The sequence below is a fragment of the Klebsiella pneumoniae complex sp. WS1778 genome, assembly GCF_049472055.1.
Lineage (GTDB): Bacteria > Pseudomonadota > Gammaproteobacteria > Enterobacterales > Enterobacteriaceae > Klebsiella > Klebsiella quasipneumoniae.
This window is the reverse complement of the sequence record NZ_JBKGTJ010000002.1, coordinates 491941-509209: the sequence shown is the minus strand read 5'-3', so window position 1 is coordinate 509209 and position 17269 is coordinate 491941. Positions and strand designations below refer to the sequence as shown.

The following is a 17269-nucleotide window of genomic DNA, read 5'->3' as shown; positions in this document are numbered from 1 at the left end:
CATGGAGTATGTGAATCATCTACTGACGTTTATTGAGAGTAATCCGGCGCTGGCGGTGGGATTTAACCTTATTCTGCTGCTGCTCTCCGGCATATTTGCCCACCTTTTATGCAAGTTCTTGCTGATTAAAGTGGTGCGTAAGGTCTTCTTTGGTAGCCATAAACAGGACGTGCCGCTGGAGAAGGATCGACGCATCGCCGAAAAGCTGTCCAATTTCATTCCGGTTATTATCGTCTATTACGTTCTGCAGTTTATGCCGGCGATGCCGGCATCGCTGGTGACGGCGATTAATACCGTCTGCGGGATCTTGTTTTTTATTTTTATGTCGGTGTTTTTCAACGAGATGCTGGATATTGTTAACAGCTCTTATCTGCGAAAAACCAAACGTAAAAATCATTCCATTAAGGGCTATATCCAGATAGGCAAAATCTTAGTTCACATCCTGGCGGCGATTATGATCCTCGCCGTGATGTCGAATAAATCGCCGATTATTATTATCTCCAGTTTGGGGGCGGTGGCGGCGGTGCTGATGATCGTGTTCCAGCATACCCTGCTGTCGCTGGTGGCGAACGTTCAGCTGTCGTCCAACGACGTGCTCCAGCTGGGGGACTGGATTGAAATGCCTGACAAGAACCTCAGCGGCGAGGTGACGGATATCGCGCTGCACACCATTACCATCCGCAACTGGGACAATACCATCTCCCGTATTCCCACCAAGAATTTCCTCACCGAGACCTATACCAACTGGCAGGCGATGTTCTCCTCCGGGGCGCGGCGGATCATGCGCAGTATCGCCATCGATCAGCACTCGGTGCGTTTTCTCGACCAGGAGATGCTCTCCTCGATGCTGGCCATCCGCGGGGTGAATGAGCCTTTGACCACGTTGCTTGACGGCCGGGATCCCGGCGGCGTGGCGGACCGCTGGTTTGTCGATAACGGCCTGACCAACCTGACTCTGTTTCGCCACTACCTGATGCACTATCTCGCCGAGCGGCCGGATATTATTAAGGAGATGTACATTGTGGCGAGAACGCTGAAACCGTCGCCGTCGGGTATCCCACTGGAGATTTACTGCTTCACCTCCTCGACGCTGTGGAAAGACTACGAAAACACCCAGTCGGCGATATTTGAGTACATTACCGCGGTGGCCGGGCAGTTCTCCCTGCGACTTTATCAGTATCCTGCCGGGCACGATTTCTGGCGTCTCTCCCAGGAGCACGCCGCCCGGGCGGGCCTGCCGCCATCGGCCGAAGGCTAAGCGCTGATCTGCTGGCGCCAGAGGACGATCTCCTCTTCCAGCCAGGCGATGAACCGGGCGATTTCCGGCCGGTTCTCCGCCTGCGGGGAGACGGTCAGCCAGTAGTGCCAGGGGTAGGGGACGGTGACGGCGGTGAGCTGCACCAGCTCGCCGCGGGCTATGGCTCCCGCCACCAGCGAGCGCCGCTCCAGCGCCACGCCGGCCCCCAGGCGAACCGCCTCCAGCACCAGGTTGGAGTCGTTCAGGCGCAGGCCCGCGGGGACGATGATCTTTTCCAGCCCCGCCTGGCTGCACCAGGCGTGCCACGACTCCATGGAAAAAACGATATCGCTGGCGGCGATCGCCTGCGGGGTGGTCGGCAGGTCGCCGCCGCGATAGTGCGGCGCGGCCACCACCAGCTGTTCATCGGCAAACAGATGCCGGCTTTCCATCCCCTCCCAGTCGCCTTGCCCCATGCGAATGGCCAGATCGATACCCTCCTGCTGCAGGTTGACTACCGCCAGGCTGGTAAGCAGGCGCACCGCGATCTGCGGATGTCGCGCCTGAAAGCGCGCCAGCCGCGGCAGCAGCCAGTGGCAGCCAAAGGAGGGGAGGGTCGCCAGGGTCAGTTCCATGGTGCGGGGTTTGATCTGCACCATCCGCGTGGCGTCGGCGATGTGCTGTAACGCCTCGCGGATTTGCAGGGCATAGAGCCGCCCCTCTTCCGTGATGCGCACCCCGCGGCCGTGGCGGACAAACAGTGAGACGCCGACCAGGGCTTCCAGCTGTTTGATGTGCTGGCTGACCGCCGAATGGGTCACGCTCATTTCGTGGGCGGCCTGCGTCACGCTGCCGAGGCGCGCCACCGCCTCAAAGCTGCGCAGGCTGGCGACAGGGGGAAAATCTGCCATGGTGATCTCTCAGTCTGTGAGTCGATACGTTAACGTTACTACCGGGTTAGCGGGTTTTATAGCCGCCGTGAACAGGCTGTCGAGGGGATGCAGGCTGTCTCAGTCGGTATAGCACAGGGGAGACAGGCGGACTACCCCGTGGCGCCAGTTTGTTAGTTTTCCTAACCATTGCGGTAAGCATCCCCTGATATTCGCGGGGCGGGTTTTCCAGTAAGGTAAGCCAGCAACCCCTTTATCGCAGGCAGGAGTGACGATGAAACTCATTGGTATGATGGATTCACCTTATGTAAGACGCGTGGCGGTTTCTCTGGCGCTCTATGGCGTGGAATTTGAGAGCCTGCCGCTATCGGTCTTTAGCGGCTTTGACGAATTCTCCCGTATTAATCCGGTGGTCAAGGCGCCGACGGTGATTCTTGATAACGGGACGCAGCTGATGGACTCCACGCTGATCCTCCATTATTTCGAAACGGCCAACCCCGCCGGGCGTCGGCTACTTCCCGCTCATCCCGAGGCGCTGGCCCACGACCTGCACCTGCTGGGGGTGATCCTCGCCGCCAGTGAAAAAGCGGTCCAGCATGTTTATGAGCACCGTCTGCGGCCGGAAGAGAAGCAGCATCAGCCGTGGATAGCCCGGGTGACCGGCCAGCTGCTTGCCGCCTGTCGGGAATGGGACGCCCGGCTGGCAGACCGCGCTGTCGCCGCGCATCCGGACCAGGTGATGGTCACCAGCACGGTGGTCTGGTCCTTTATCCAGTTGATGATCCCGGCGGTGGTGCCGGCAGCGGAGTTTGCGCATATTCGCGCGCTGGCGCAGAAGGGGGAGGCGCTGCCGGCGTTTCAACAGTATCCTCTGGCTTAACGGCGGGGATGGAGAGGGGCGCCGCAGCGTGGCGCCCTGAAGCAGGAAATGATCACCAGCAGACAAACCCGCCGTCGACCACCAGGTCTACGCCGGTGCAGAACGAGGCGGCGTCGCTGGCGAGGAACAGCGCCGGGCCGGCCATCTCTTCCACCTTCGCCATCCGCTGCATCGGCGTCTGGCTTTCAAACTCGCGGGTTTGGTGCACCATCTCCGGGCGGGTATTCATCGGCGTGGCGGTATATCCCGGGCTGATGGAATTGACGCGGATCCCTTTGCCCACCCACTCCATCGCCAGGCTTTTCGACAGATGGATCACGCCGGCTTTGGAGCAGTTGTAATGCGCCTGGTCGAGGCCGCGGTTAACGATAATCCCCGACATCGAGGCGATATTGATAATCGACCCGCCGCCGGACTCCAGCATCAGCTCCGCTTCCGCTTTGCAGGAATTCCACACCCCGGTGAGATTGATATCGATCACCCGCTGCCATTGCTCGCTCTCCATCTCCAGCGCCGGATTGGCGTTGGCGATCCCGGCGGCGTTAACGGCGATGTCGAGGCGGCCAAAGCGGCTTTTGGCCAGCGCGACGGCGGCGCGCAGGTCGGCCAGCTGGCGGACATCGCCGGTGTAGGCGCAGGCCTGGCCACCAATGGATTCAATATGACTGACCGTTTCCGCCAGCCCACCGTCGTCGCGAAGATCAAAACAGACCACCCGCGCGCCGGCGCTGGCGAGACTGCAGGCGATGGTCTGGCCAATGCCGCTGCCGGCGCCGGTGACAAAGGCGACGCGATCCCGCAGGCTAAACAGCTGTTGTGCAAAGTCTTTACCGATCATAATGATTATTCTCTTCAATATAGTGTCGAACATCGGGAGCCAGGCTTCCCGGTTGGCGGCGCGCCGCGCCTTAACCGGGCTACCGTGCTCAGGACATAATCAAACCGCCATCGATGTTAATGGTCTGTCCGGTGAGATAGCGGGCGTCGTCGGAGGCGAGAAACGCCACCAGCCCGGCGACGTCTTCCGGTTTGCCGGCGCGCTTCATCGGAATGCCCTCGACCCACTCCGCCATCAGCTCGCCTTTGCCGTAGCGCTTCTGCTCGGTGCTGAGAATTTCGCCCCACACGCGGTCGTTGTAATCCCACATTTCGCTTTCAATAATGCCCGGGCAGAAGGCGTTGACGGTGATATTCCACGGCGCCAGCTCATGAGCCAGGCTTTGGGTAATGCCGATCACGCCCATCTTGCTGGCGGCATAGTGCGGGGTATAGATGAAGCCCTGGCGCCCCTGACCGGATGAGGTGTTGATCAGGCTGCCGTGATTCTGTTTCACCATATATTTGGCCGCCTCGCGGCAGCACAGCCAGACGCCGGTGGTGTTGACCGCCAGCACTTTTTCGAAATCGGCTTTTGGCATCCGGTCGTAGTAATCGATGGTGATCACCCCGGCGTTCTGAATCGAGACGTCAATGGTGCCGAAGCGGGCGGCGGCCTGCTCATACAGCCCCTGCACCTGGGCTTCGTCGGTCACATCGACCTGCAGCGATAAAATGTCCGCCTGATAGCGCTGACGCAGGGTTTCGGCGGTCTCATGAACCCGTTCGGCGTTGGAAACCATTACCAGGTTCGCGCCGTCGCGGGCGAAGCGCTCGGCAATACCCGCGCCGATGCCGCGGCAGGCGCCGGTGATCACCACCGTTTTGTTCTGGAAATCTCGTTGCATATGTTGTTCCCTTTCGCTGAGCCGGGCACCAGGCCCGGCGGAAGATATGAATCGTTGCCGGTTAGCTGGAGGTGGCGCCGTTGGGGGGGATGGCGGCCAGTTTCTCCTCATGGCGGCGCATCAGGATGACCTTGCTCTGCAGCTTCTGCTGGAACTGGTCGACGACCACGGCGGTGACGATCACCACGCCTTTAATCACCATTTGCCAGAAATCGCTGACGCCCATCATCACCATGCCGTCGGCAAGGAAGACGATCACGAAGGCGCCGATAATCGAGCCGGTTACCCGACCACGGCCGCCGGCCAGCGCAGTGCCGCCGAGCACGGTGGCGCCGATGGCGTCCATCTCAAACATGTTGCCGGTCATCGGGTGCGCGGTTTGCAGCTGTGATGCGACGATCAGGCCGACAAAGGCCGCGCACAGGCCGGAGAAGGCATAGACGAATATTTTCGCTTTCACGATCGGCACGCCGGCGAGGCGGGCGGCGGACTCGTTGCCGCCGATGGCGTAGATGTAGCGGCCAAGCGGCGTTTTGGTGGTCAGCCAGTAGCCCAGCACGAGGAAGCCGATCATCAGCCAGATGGGCAGATAGACGCCGAGCAGGGTGCCGGAGCCGAGGGTAGCGAAACCGGTGTTGCCCAGCGCTTCCATGCCGTTGAGATTCGGGTAGGTGCTCCCGTCGTTAAACAGCAGCGCGGAGCCGCGGGCGACGTACATCATGCCTAAGGTGCAGATAAACGGCGCCACGCCGAAGCGGGTAATCACCGCGCCGTTCACCAGGCCGACCAGCACGCCGAAGATCGCTACGCAGAGGATCACCTCCGGGACGTTAAAGAAGAGGATGTCGCCGTTCCACAGCGGCAGGCCGTTGGTCAGCAGCGCGCCCGCCACCATGCCGCAGATCCCCGCCACCGCGCCGACGGACAAATCAATGCCGCCGGTGAGAATGACCAGCGTCATGCCGATGGCCAGCAGGCCGGTGATCGCCACGTGCTGGGTCATGATCAGCAGGTTAGAGGCGGTCAGGAAGTTGGGTACCATCACGCTGAAGAATGCGATCACCAGCAGCAGGGCGATAAAGGTGCGGGCCTTCAGCAGGTACATATAAATCATATATTTCTGGTTCATGATGGATTCCAGCCTGATTAATCTTGAGGAGTTGAAGCCGCGATTAACTGTTCGCGGGTCACCGCATGACGCGGTAGATCGGCGGTAATGCGGCCATCGGCCATCACCAGGATGCGGTCGGCCAGGGCCATCACCTCATCCAGTTCAGAAGATGAAAACATCACCGCCAGCCCCTGCTGGGCCATTTTGCCGATCAGGTGGTAGACGTCGGTTTTCGCACCGACGTCGATGCCGCGCGTCGGTTCGTCGAGGAACACCACCTGCGGCTGGGTCATCAGCGCTTTACCCAGCACCACTTTTTGTTGATTGCCGCCGCTCAGCGAGGTGATGGGCAAATTGGCGTCGCTGACCTTGATCGCCAGCTGCTGGATCATCGCTTTCACGCAGGTCTCTTCTTTTTGCGGATTCAACCAGCGCCAGGCGCGGCGAAAACCCTGCAGGCTGAAATCAGAGAGCGTCATGTTGGCCTGAATTGACATCATCTGCACCACGCCTTCGCCCTGGCGGTCCTCCGGCACCAGCGCCAGCCCTTTTTTCAGACGCTGCTGAAAGCGTGTTTTGCCGATGCTTTCGCCATTGAGGTGCACCTCGCCGCGCTGGCAGGGCATCAGGCCCACCAGGCCTTTGAACAGCTCGGTGCGTCCGGCCCCCAGCAGGCCGTAAATACCGATCACTTCGCCTTTTCTGAGGGTGAAGGTGACGTCATTGAGCTTGTAGCCGCCGCTGGGATGCAGCGCGGTCAGTCCCTTGACGTCAAGCACCGCGTTGCCTTTTGGCGCCGGTTGATAATCGAAATGTTTTTTCTTATCGCCGACCATCTGCTCGATGATCCACGGCACGCTGGCGTCGCTGACGTGACGCTCGCTGATAAAGCGGCCGTCGCGGAAAATGGTGATGTGGTCGCCGATCTCCATCAGCTCTTCGAGGCGATGCGAGATATAGATAATGGTCACGCCGCGGCGCTTAAGCTGCGCGATCACCTTGAACAGCACTTTCACCTCAGACTGGCTCAGCGCCGAGGTGGGTTCGTCCATGATCAGCACCCGGGTGTCTTTCGACAGCGCGCGGGCAATCTCGACTAATTGTTGGTGGCCGATACCGAGTTCGCCCAGCGGGGTGTAGGGATCGACATCCAGCTCCAGTCGCTCCAGCAGCGATTTGGCCAGCGCGTACTGATATTTTTCGTTGATGCGTCCTTTCTGAAAGAATTCATTTGCCATGAAGATGTTGTCCATCACATTCATATTGGGAAATAAATTCAGTTCCTGGAAAATAATGCTGATGCCGAATTTCTCTGCCTGATGGGTAGAGTTTAAAGTCACCGCCTCGCCATCGAGAATAATTTGCCCGGAGGAGGGTGTTTCCACACCGGCAAGCATTTTCATCATGGTGGATTTACCCGCACCATTTTCTCCGATCAGCACGTTGACCTTATTTCGATAGACCCGGTAATTGACATTATCCAGGGCGGTCACGCCGGGATAGACGCGCGACAGGCCGCGAGTTTCGATAATCACTTCAGACTCAACGGGCTGGGGAGCGACGAGATCGTGCGGCGCCATATTATTGCCCCCCCGCGTGAACGATTTTCGCCGGGGTAATTTCCGGGAGGGTTGGCGGAATATCCCACGCCGAGAAGACGCCGTACACATCCACGCTGTCGCCGGTTTTGATGTTGGCTGTCTGAATCATTTTGACCGCCTGGCTGTTGATATTCTTGCTGTACTCGCCGAACAGCACCTGGTCGTTAAAGTCCTGATAGCTGGCGCCGCTGTAGCCGTCGCGCAGCTGGGTGCCGCGCAGGGTGGGGCCAATTTGCACCGTCACATTGCCGACGCTGGCGTCGGACAGGGTCATCTTGCCGCTGCGCGAGGCGGTATCGAGCTTGCTGACAGTACCTGAAACCTTGACGTAGAAGATGCAGGGGTTTTCGTCCTGCGCGCGGTAGCCAAGGGCTTTGCAGGCGCTATCGATATCTTTTGCCGCCTTGAGCGCGCTCATCAGTTCCGCCGCCGGGCGCGCTTTCGCCACCACCTGGGGTACGATGCTCTGCTGCCAGGTTTTATCCATGTTCGCCATATGCGGGTTGGGCGGCGATTTCAGATCTGCCAGCTCCTGCTGCGAGACGATGCGACAGCCCCCAAGCGCCAGTACGGCCAGCGTCAGACAGGTTTTCTTAAACATAATGCTCTCCTCTGCGCCCCCGCGGGGGCGCAACCACCCGAACTCAGGACTTAATGTTGAAATCCTGGACTTTATCGGCGTTATCCTGGGTAATCAGAATGCCGCGGAACATCACGCGCTGTTTGGCCGGCTTTTCGCCTTTTTGCAGGTAATTATCCAGATCGGTGACGCCCTGAGCGGCGATGGCCTGCGCTTGCAGCATCACGGTCGCCTGCAGGGTGCCGGCTTTCACGGCGTCGCGCTCATCGTTGCTACCGTCGATGCCGACGACGATCACATCGCTACGGTTGGCCGCTTTCAACGCTGCAATCGCGCCGAGGGCGACCGGCCCGTTGCCGCAGATCACGCCTTTCACGTCCGGGTGAGCCTGCAGAATGCTGTCCATGATGCGCTTGCCGTCGATCAGGGTGCCTTTGGCATCCTGTTTCGCCACGCTGACCATATCCGGATACTGGTCAATGACCTGATGGAAAGATTTAGAACGGGTGACGCAGTTATTATCGGCGAGGTTGCAGGTCAGCTCGGCGTATTTGCCTTTCTCCGCCATCTTCTCGACGAAGACGTTGGCGACCTCGGAGCCGGCCTGGAAGTTATTGTGGGTAATTTGTTCCAGCGCCACATCATCAACCGGAATTTCACGGTTAATTAAGACCACCGGAATGCCGGCTTTTTTGGCCTTTTCAATGGCGGCGACGCTGGCGGTGGAGTCGGCGTTATCAAGAATAATGCCCTGCACCTTTTTACCAATGGCGGTGTCGATAAGCTCATTCTGCTTTTTGACATCTTCGCCATGGGACAGCACGGTGGTTTTATAGCCGAGCGCCTGGGCTTTTTCGCTGGCGCCTTTGGCTTCCGAGGCGTAATACGGGTTATCCAGCGAGTTGACCATGATCATAATGGTGCCTTTCTCCGCGGCGTGCGCGGCAAAGGAGAAGGCGGTCAGGGTAGCAGCGGTTAAAAGGGTTATACGTAATTTCATGACTCTGTTCCTGTATTTTTATATTCGAACAAATGAGCCCCTGAGCGGGCAGGCTTTTACGGTCTGAAATTTCCCCTGAATACATTCGGGGATAGCGATATCGTTATGGGCCGGGTTTCTCCTGTGATAAGTGAATGCGTGTCGTCGCGCAGTCTGGCGTTCAGGCTGGCGAGTCCGGTTTCCATAATGTTCGGTCGACCGCATGGCGCCACTCCTGCCAGCGCGTTTGCAAGCGCTGGTGGCGGGCCATGTCGGGCTGAAAGGCGCTGTGTTCGGTTAAGAAGGCCTGCAGGTCGGCGGTCGACCCGGGATGGAGCGCTTTACGCGCCAGCAACGCCGCGCCGATGGCGGACAGCTCCGGCACGTCGCTGCGCATCACCGGGCAGCCGAGCAGATCGGCCTGGTATTGCATCAGCCAGTCATTGTTGGTCGGCCCGCCGTCCACCATCAGCGCCGTCAGGGTGAACTCCTCATGCTGACGCATCGCCACCACCACGTCGGCAATCTGATAGGTGATGGACTCCAGCGCCGCGCGGATCAGATGCGCGCGTTTCACCCCGCGACTCAGACCGCAGATCACGCCGCGGGCGCTATCGTCCCACCAGGGGGCGCCGAGACCGGTCAGCGCCGGCACGAAGTACACCCCGAGGGTCGAGTCGACGGAGGCGGGAAGGGTGTTCAGCTCATGGGCCAGCTCGGCGGCAGAGAGCTCGCTCAGGCCGGTGCTGTCCGCCATCCAGGCGACGGCATCGCCGGTGTGGGGAATATTACCTTCCAGCCCCCACACCAGCTGATCGCCATCGTGCCAAGCGACAGTGGTCGCCAGCGCCTCGATATCGCACTGCGCCGATTTGACCGGCGCCATCACCGATGAGCCGGTGCCGTAGGTGGCTTTCACGCAGCCCGCTTCGCCGAGCGCGTGGCCGAACAGCGCCGCGTGGGAGTCGCCGATCATCGCCATAATGGGAATACCGTCTGGAATAGCGGCCAGCCCTTTGGTATGGCCGAAGAGGCCGCTCGACGGTTTAATGTCCGGCAACGCCGCGCGCGGAATGCCGAACAGCGCTAGCATCTCGTCGTCCCACTCGCCGCGGTGCAGATTCAACAACTGGGTGCGGGCGGCATTGGAGTAGTCGCAGCAGAAGGCTTCTCCGGCGGTCAGATTCCACAGCAGCCAGCTGTCGATAGTGCCGAGGCAAATCTCGCCGCGTTCGGCGCGCAGGCGGCCATCGGCAGTCGCATCCAGCAGCCAGCGCATTTTGGAGGCCGAGAATAGCGGGGCGATCGGCAGGCCGGTGGCCTGTTTAATACGCTGTTCCTGACGATCGTGACGCAGCGTGTCGCAGAACGCGGCGCTGCGGGTGCATTGCCAGGTAATGGCTGCGTTAATCGGTTCGCCGCTGTCGCGATACCAGCCGATGGCGGTTTCCCGCTGGTTGCTGATGGCCAGCGCGGCGACGTTTTCCGCGCCGACGTGGGCCACCGCGCTGGCGATCACCGCCAGCGAGGCGGCCACCAGCGCCTCGCCCGACTGCTCCACCCAGCCGTCGCGCGGCGTTTGGAGCGCCAGCGGCTGCGAGAATTTGACGATAACCTTGCCCCGGCTATCCAGCACCACCGCTTTGGCGTTGGTGGTGCCTTCATCCAGGGCGATGATGAACTCTTTTGCTGTCGCCTGCATCGTGCTCTCCTCGGTCACCCGGTGTCCTGGAACAGCGGAGACGGGATATCTTCCACCGTCTCATGCGTTTACGCAGGCCATGATGTGACATTTCGTTATCATCTTCTTAATCACTGAATATATATTCGATAGTGATTATTTATTTGATACCTTAAGCCACAAACCCGGTGACGGGCTACCGGAAAAATCATCAATTGTGCTGGCAATCACATTTCGCCGATCGGCGAAAGCGGCGGCAGGCGACTGGAGTGGTAGATTAACTCATTGAATTTCAATGCATTAACTGAGGCAGCCCTGAGGCTAAAAAAGCGCGTCAGGGCGGCAGAGAGGAAAAACAGCGCGGCAGGTTAGTCGCTGACCAGCATGCGGGCGGTAGGATAATCGGTGATTAAAACGTCAATGTAGCCGCCGGTGAGGGCGCCTTTGATGGCCGCGACTTTGTCAGTGCCGCCGGCCAGCGCGACCACGTTCGGGCATTTTTTGACCTTCTCCAGCGCCATGCCGATCACCGGATCTTCATCATCGCGTAACACCGGATGGCCGTTTTTGTCGTAGTAGTGCAGGCAGATATCGCCCACCGCGCCGCGCGCCGCCAGCACCTGCAGCATATCTTCGTGATAGTAGTTCCCGGAGGTTTTCAGCAGCTGGGAGGGTTCGAGAATGCCGATGCCGACGATGGCGATATCCACCTCGTCAAAGCGCGACACTACGTCCGCGACGTCCTTGCTGGCCAGCAGCCGGTTGCGCTCCTCCATGGATCCTTCGATGCTCTGTGACGGCAGCAGCCAGGCGTCGCAGTTCAGGCGCTGGGCGAGGGTCTGGGTAAGAATCGTCGCCTGCACGTTACCGTTGGGCCCGACGCCGCCGAGCAGCTGGATCACGCCGCTGGCCTTCAGGTTCTGCGCATGAACTTCATCGACCATCGCGCGAATGGTTGAGCTCCAGGAGGAGACGCCAATCAGATCTTTTGGCCGCAGACGGGTTTCCAGGTAGTGGGCGGCGGCGGAGCCAATCGCCCGCTTAATGGTGTGATCGCTGGCCTCTTCCTCGGTATCCACCACCACCGCCTGCTTAAGACCGTAGCGATCCTCAAGCCCTTTTTCGAGCTTCAGAAAAATGTTTGACGGCTGTACGACGCTGATTTTGACGACGCCCTCTTTCTGGCAGCGGGTAATGGCGCGGGAGACAAATGACTGTGAGAGCGAGAGAAGTTGGGCGATATCAGACTGCTTTCGTCCTTCCAGGTAGTAAAGCGTGGCAATCTTAACCAATAGCCGTTGTTCATCCTGCTTAGCCATATTAATCCTCGAAAATCATTTATCGCCTGTGTTCAGACGCTTAGCGACAGCCATTTTATTTAGGGTATAGAGGCTTCTATCATACGCGAAAAAAAATCACACTTAAGTGTGACAGGCATCTAACTTTTGCCAATCCTCAAAATCGACTATGGACAAAAACAAAACAGCCAGGTCATAATCGAATAAAGAATCATCATTGAATATATATTCAAGGCGATTCCAAGTCAACGTGTTTCTCCGGGCTAAGTCCGGAGCGGGAGGCAGAATGTTCCTGAGTAGGGCGCTGTGGCAGAAGGCTTACCACCCGGCATAGGGATATCTGGTTTTTTTAGTTCTTGCTGGAATAAATATTCCATACTGAAAATAAATTCAGAGGTGTGAAATGAATCCCTACAGATTTGATATTCAGACGCTGGAGCGTAAAGCCCGCGCGGTGCGGCGCCACATAGTGCGCTTAAACGCCAATAGTCCGGCCGGCGGCCACACCGGGGCCGACCTCTCGCAGGTCGAATTGTTAACCGCACTCTATTTCCGCGTTCTCAACGTCGCGCCGGATCGGCTCGACGACCCGCAGCGCGATATCTATATCCAGTCGAAAGGCCACGCGGTGGGCTGCTACTACTGCGTCCTGGCGGAGGCCGGCTTCTTCCCGGTCGAGTGGCTGGAGACCTACCAGCATGCTAATTCTCATCTCCCGGGCCACCCGGTGCGGCAGAAAACGCCGGGTATTGAGCTGAACACCGGCGCGCTGGGCCACGGTTTGCCTGTTGCGGTGGGGCTGGCGCTGGCCGCGAAGAAAAGCAACAGCACCCGCCGCATTTTTTTGATCACTGGCGACGGCGAACTGGCGGAAGGCAGCAACTGGGAAGCCGCCCTGGCAGCGGCGCATTACGGTCTGGATAACCTGGTCATTATTAATGATAAGAACAATCTCCAGCTGGCCGGGCCGACGCGCGAAATCATGAATACCGATCCGCTGGCCGACAAATGGCGCGCCTTCGGCATGGCGGTCAGCGAATGCCAGGGGAACGACATGGCCTCGGTGGTCGCGGCCATCGAGGGGCTGCAGCAGAAGGGTAAACCAAACGTCATTATTGCCAACACCACGAAAGGCGCGGGGATCTCCTTTATCCAGGGGCGCCCGGAGTGGCACCACCGGGTGCCGAAAGGTGAAGAGATCGCTCTGGCGCTGGAGGAACTGAAAGATGAGTAATGCAGAACACCTGGCTAACGTCATGGTCGAGGCCTTTATCGCCGCCGTGGAAAGCGGTGTCGATCTGGTGCCGGTGGTGGCCGACTCCACGTCGACGGCCAAAATCGCCCCCTTTATTAAGCAGTTTCCCGGCCGGCTGGTGAACGTCGGCATCGCTGAGCAGAGTATGGTCGGCACCGCCGCTGGTCTGGCGCTGGGCGGCAAAGTGGCGGTGACCTGTAACGCCGCGCCGTTTCTCATTTCGCGGGCTAATGAGCAAATCAAAGTGGATGTCTGTTACAACAACACCAACGTGAAGCTATTTGGCCTTAACGCCGGGGCCAGCTACGGTCCGCTGGCCAGCACCCACCATGCGATTGACGATCTGGCGGTGATGCGCGGCTTCGGCAATATCCAGATCTTCGCCCCCTCCACGCCGCGCGAATGTCGGCAGATTATCGACTATGCCCTTGCTTATCAGGGCCCGGTCTATATTCGCCTCGATGGCAAGGCGCTGCCGGAGCTGCTTGACGAGTCGTATCGCTTTGTTCCCGGCGCCGTGCTGACCCTGCGCGAAGGCGAGGACGTCGCGCTGGTGGCCACCGGTTCGACGGTGCATGAGGTGGTGGAGGCAGCGCAGCGGCTTGCCGACCTCGGCGTTCAGGCGAAAGTGGTCAGCGTGCCGTCGATCCGCCCCTGCGATACCGCGGCGCTGCTGGCGGCGCTTCGGCCGTGCGGCTCGGTGATCACCGTGGAAGAGCATAACGTCAACGGCGGTCTGGGCAGCCTGGTGGCGGAGGTGCTGGCGGAAGCAGGCGTGGGCATTACTCTACAGCGCTTGGGGATCCCGGACGGGGAGTACGCCGCCGCCGCCGATCGCGGCTGGATGCGCCAGTACCACGGGTTTGATGCCGCCGCCATCGTCGCCCGGGTGCAAAACAGGGGCTGATGGCCTGAACGCCCGTCGCGTGAAGCGCGCGGGCGTTTACTGCTGCAATGCGCAAAGCGTGATGACCTGCTCCTCCGACGCGGTCCAGTGCAGCGGATAGCATTGCCCCGCAAACCGCAGCGCTACGGTGCTTGCCGTTACCTCCACGATCTGAAAGTCGTCGAACCCCAGCGCGCGCTGGCTTGCCGTCGGCGTCGCCTTAAACCCACTCTCTTTCGCCGAAAACGCCAGCGTCAGCGCCAGCGGGAAGGGCAGGCCGCTGTGTAACAGCACCTTTTTTTCCACCTCGTTGATAATGCTGCTCTCCAGCTCCGCCGCCAGCGGTGGCGTAAACCGGCGCTCGATATCGACCCCCACCGGCCGGTCAGTCACTACCGCCAGCGCGCGCTGGCCGCAGTGGCTGATGCTGCCGAACCAGGGCGCGGGCCACAGCGGCTGGCGCCGATCGCCGATGGCGGGAGGCTGTTTTTCCCCGACCTCGCGCAGGGCGTAGACCGCGGCGATGCGCCCGGCCAGGTGCTCCGCCTGCCGCTTGCGGCCCCAGCCGCTCAGGCTGGCGTGGTAGGGCAGCCACAACAGATCTTCAGGCTGGAAAGTCGCCGGGTCGAAATCGATCTGCTGCAGCGTATAGCCGGCCAGCGGCAGGGTGGCGTGATGGATGCGCATAGGGCAAGAATACCGTGGTTGTCCCCGCCCTTTATCCTGCAAGGGCGGGGCAGGGAGAACCCGCTATCAGAAGTGGGTGTTGACGCTCAGGTACCAGGTGCGGCCCGATTCGTTGTAGGTCTCGGCGCCGGCGCCGTACATCGTGCCGGTGGCACCCCCAGTGGTCTGGGCGTTGCCCGCGCGCCAGTGGCGCTTGTCGAAGACGTTATCCACGCCGCCGGTCAGACTAACGTATTTGGTGACGTCCCAGGTCGCGCTCAGGCCGAGGATGCTGTAGGGGCTGACCTCGTTCTTCTCGCTGCCGGTAACCGGTTGACCCTTATAGTTGTACTTCTTCGGCTCCTGTTTGCCGTACCAGGTAAAGGTCGATTGCAGCGAAACATCATCGCGTACCTGCCAGCTCAGCGTGGAGTTTAGCGTGTATTCCGGGATAATCGACAGACGATCGCCGGTCTCTTTGTTCTTACTCTGCAGCATATAGGTGATGTTGTTGGTCCAGTTGACGGTCTCGCTCACCGGGACGTTGAGCGTGCCTTCCAGGCCTTCCACTACCGCTTTCGGCACGTTTTCCCACTGGTAGAGATCGGTACCTTTACCGTTTTGATAGACCGGAGCATAGCCTGCCTCAATCTTGTTGCGGTAATCGTTGCGGAACCAGGTCACGCCCGCCAGCCAGCCGTCGCGTTTAAACTCAAGGCCAATCTCTTTGTTGATGCTGGTCTCGGCTTTTAAATCTTCATTCCCCTGCAGATAGCAGCCGTCTTTGCTGGCGTAGCAGCCCTGGCCTTTGCTGTAGAGAATGTAGTTCGGGTTGGTCTGATACAGGCTCGGCGCTTTATAGGCGCGGGCGATGCCCATCTTCAGCGTGAAGTCGTCCCACAGCCCTTGGGACAGGTTAAGGGACGGACTCCAGTTGTTGCCGACGATGCTGTGGTGATCGAAACGCAGCGCCGGGGTCAGCATGGTGGTGTCGGTCAGCTCCATGTTGTTCTCAGCGAACAGGGAGAAGATCTCCGCCTGCGAGTACGGGCTGCGGCCGGTGCTGTCGTAGCCCGGAATTTCTCCTCCCGACAGCGCCTGGGTATTGGAGGCATTATCCTTCATCCGCTGCTGGTTCCACTCGCTGCCCAGCGTCAGGTTCTGATTAACCAGATAGTCGAACGGGATGCTGACTTCGCTGTGCAGCATCACATCCGCCAGATCGATATCGGTGAACTGGTTGCTGTTGAAGATCCCCTCGGTACCCCCGGCCAGACCTTCGCCTTTGCGCGAGTTGCGGGTGCGTTCGTACTGCGCCCAGTTGCTGGTGGTCACGCCGTTGTCCCAGGCGCCGTTCCAGGTGACCGAGTAGGTGTTGCGGTACAAACGGTTGGTCTCTTTGCCGTAGTTCTCTTTCACCAGGTCGTTGGAGTTGGTGTTCTGAGTGTCGCCGGCATAGAGGTTCCCCTGGCGGCTGTAGCCGGCCTCAAACTCCAGCGACTGCATCGGGGCGAATTCCCAGCGCACCAGACCATCGATGTTTTTATTTTTTACCCCTTCGCGCCCGGCCGGCAGGGTGTCGGCATAGATCCCGGTGCGTTCGGACTGATGACCCTGGTTGATGTCCCAGGCGTCGGCCTGCGTTTTGTCGAGGTTACCGAACAGGCGGAAGCTGAAATCGCCGCCCAGCGGGCCGCTGAGGCTGAAGTTGGTGCGCTTGGTGGAGCCTTCGTCTTTGTGCTCCGGGGCGTTCATATAGGTGTTCCAGGAGCCGTGCCACTCATCGCCGGTTTTTTTGGTGATGATATTCACCACGCCGCCGGCGGCGCCGTTACCGTAGCGGGCGGCGGCCGGGCCGCGAATCACTTCGATGCGTTCGATCATCTCCGGCGGCACCCAGCTGGTGTCGCCGCGGGTGTCGCGCTCGCCGCGCCAGCCGAGACGCACAGAGTTGCGGCTGGTGACCGGCTTGCCGTCGATCAGGATCAGGGTGTTTTCCGGGCCCATGCCGCGGATATCAATCTGGCGGTTATTGCCGCGCTGGCCGCTGGTGGAGTTGCCGGTCAGGTTGACCCCCGGCATGGTGCGAATGATCTCCGAGACGTCGCGCGCCGGCGGACGCTTGCGGATCTCATCGGCGGTGATGGTGGAGACGCCCGGCGCCTGCAGGTTCTGCTCGGCGGCGGTGACCACCATGGTCTCTTCCGCGGCGCTGTTTTTATCGTCGGTGGCGGTTTCCGCTGCGCTTAACGGAAAAGCAACCCCGTAAATTCCCAGATTGACCAGCAAGGCCAGGGATTTGATCCTGTTATTCATTGTTATTCCTGCTTTTTTGTCGCCACGTTCCCCAAACGCCCCTTCCCACCGGGAGGGGAGGCGGCATAAATGTTGCCGGAAGAGGGCAAAGGCACTCCGTCGCTAGCTGAATAAGCTCTCTTCGACATGTGTTGTGAAAGACGCGCTTCCCACGGCGCGCTAATA

15 protein-coding genes are annotated in these 17269 nt (G+C 59.8%); 4 read left to right on the top strand and 11 right to left on the bottom strand.

Annotated elements, in window-relative coordinates; translation table 11 throughout:
• Position 1 precedes the first annotated feature (1 nt).
• Complete coding sequence (locus ACLEXF_RS12390; RefSeq protein ID WP_065696701.1) at positions 2-1258, top strand: mechanosensitive ion channel family protein; 1257 nt, start codon at positions 2-4, stop codon at positions 1256-1258.
• Here ACLEXF_RS12390 and ACLEXF_RS12385 read toward each other — a convergent pair.
• Positions 1255-2148, bottom strand: coding sequence for a LysR substrate-binding domain-containing protein (locus tag ACLEXF_RS12385; RefSeq protein ID WP_065696702.1), 894 nt, complete (start codon positions 2146-2148; stop codon positions 1255-1257). The genes ACLEXF_RS12390 and ACLEXF_RS12385 overlap by 4 nt on opposite strands.
• Before the next feature lie 253 nt (positions 2149-2401).
• Between ACLEXF_RS12385 and ACLEXF_RS12380 the strand changes: the two genes are divergently transcribed.
• Positions 2402-3007 carry a glutathione S-transferase family protein gene (locus ACLEXF_RS12380; RefSeq protein WP_023319931.1) on the top strand — a complete coding sequence of 202 codons (606 nt, stop codon included), beginning with the start codon at positions 2402-2404 and terminating at the stop codon, positions 3005-3007.
• 52 nt (positions 3008-3059) lie between these two features.
• Here ACLEXF_RS12380 and ACLEXF_RS12375 read toward each other — a convergent pair whose 3' ends face one another.
• The 8 genes from ACLEXF_RS12375 to ACLEXF_RS12340 form a co-directional block, all read right to left on the bottom strand.
• Entirely contained in the window at positions 3060-3845 is a 786-nt protein-coding gene (locus ACLEXF_RS12375) for an SDR family oxidoreductase (RefSeq protein ID WP_023319932.1), read from the bottom strand.
• 88 nt (positions 3846-3933) lie between these two features.
• Entirely contained in the window at positions 3934-4731 is a 798-nt protein-coding gene (locus ACLEXF_RS12370) for an SDR family oxidoreductase (RefSeq protein ID WP_002893589.1), read from the bottom strand.
• A 61-nt stretch (positions 4732-4792) separates the two neighbouring features.
• Entirely contained in the window at positions 4793-5860 is a 1068-nt protein-coding gene (locus ACLEXF_RS12365; RefSeq protein ID WP_002893591.1) for an ABC transporter permease, read from the bottom strand.
• Between the two features lie 17 nt (positions 5861-5877).
• Positions 5878-7422 (bottom strand): sugar ABC transporter ATP-binding protein, encoded by a 1545-nt coding sequence (locus ACLEXF_RS12360; protein ID WP_108450617.1) that lies wholly within the window; start codon positions 7420-7422, stop codon positions 5878-5880.
• Position 7423: 1 nt separating this feature from the next.
• A complete protein-coding gene (locus tag ACLEXF_RS12355; protein ID WP_182971392.1) occupies positions 7424-8044 on the bottom strand; it encodes a DUF2291 family protein in 621 nt (206 codons plus the stop codon).
• A 43-nt stretch (positions 8045-8087) separates the two neighbouring features.
• Positions 8088-9023 carry a D-ribose ABC transporter substrate-binding protein gene (locus tag ACLEXF_RS12350; RefSeq protein WP_004176926.1) on the bottom strand — a complete coding sequence of 312 codons (936 nt, stop codon included), beginning with the start codon at positions 9021-9023 and terminating at the stop codon, positions 8088-8090.
• 160 nt (positions 9024-9183) lie between these two features.
• A complete protein-coding gene (locus ACLEXF_RS12345; protein WP_023319934.1) occupies positions 9184-10704 on the bottom strand; it encodes an FGGY family carbohydrate kinase in 1521 nt (506 codons plus the stop codon).
• A 347-nt stretch (positions 10705-11051) separates the two neighbouring features.
• Complete coding sequence (locus tag ACLEXF_RS12340; protein WP_002893602.1) at positions 11052-12002, bottom strand: sugar-binding transcriptional regulator; 951 nt, start codon at positions 12000-12002, stop codon at positions 11052-11054.
• Positions 12003-12384: 382 nt separating this feature from the next.
• Between ACLEXF_RS12340 and ACLEXF_RS12335 the strand changes: the two genes are divergently transcribed.
• Both ACLEXF_RS12335 and ACLEXF_RS12330 read left to right on the top strand, forming a co-directional pair.
• Positions 12385-13215 (top strand): transketolase, encoded by an 831-nt coding sequence (locus ACLEXF_RS12335; RefSeq protein WP_017899047.1) that lies wholly within the window; start codon positions 12385-12387, stop codon positions 13213-13215.
• Positions 13208-14143 (top strand): transketolase family protein, encoded by a 936-nt coding sequence (locus ACLEXF_RS12330; RefSeq protein WP_064189901.1) that lies wholly within the window; start codon positions 13208-13210, stop codon positions 14141-14143. The genes ACLEXF_RS12335 and ACLEXF_RS12330 overlap by 8 nt, the downstream gene beginning before the upstream one ends.
• A 36-nt stretch (positions 14144-14179) precedes the next feature.
• Here ACLEXF_RS12330 and entD read toward each other — a convergent pair whose 3' ends face one another.
• Together entD and fepA are read right to left on the bottom strand one after the other, a co-directional pair.
• The gene (gene entD, locus ACLEXF_RS12325; protein ID WP_023319936.1) at positions 14180-14809 is read right to left on the bottom strand and encodes an enterobactin synthase subunit EntD; all 630 of its coding nucleotides are present in this window, start codon (positions 14807-14809) and stop codon (positions 14180-14182) included.
• Positions 14810-14875: 66 nt separating this feature from the next.
• A complete protein-coding gene (gene fepA / locus ACLEXF_RS12320; RefSeq protein ID WP_017899050.1) occupies positions 14876-17104 on the bottom strand; it encodes a siderophore enterobactin receptor FepA in 2229 nt (742 codons plus the stop codon).
• Positions 17105-17269 lie beyond the last annotated feature (165 nt).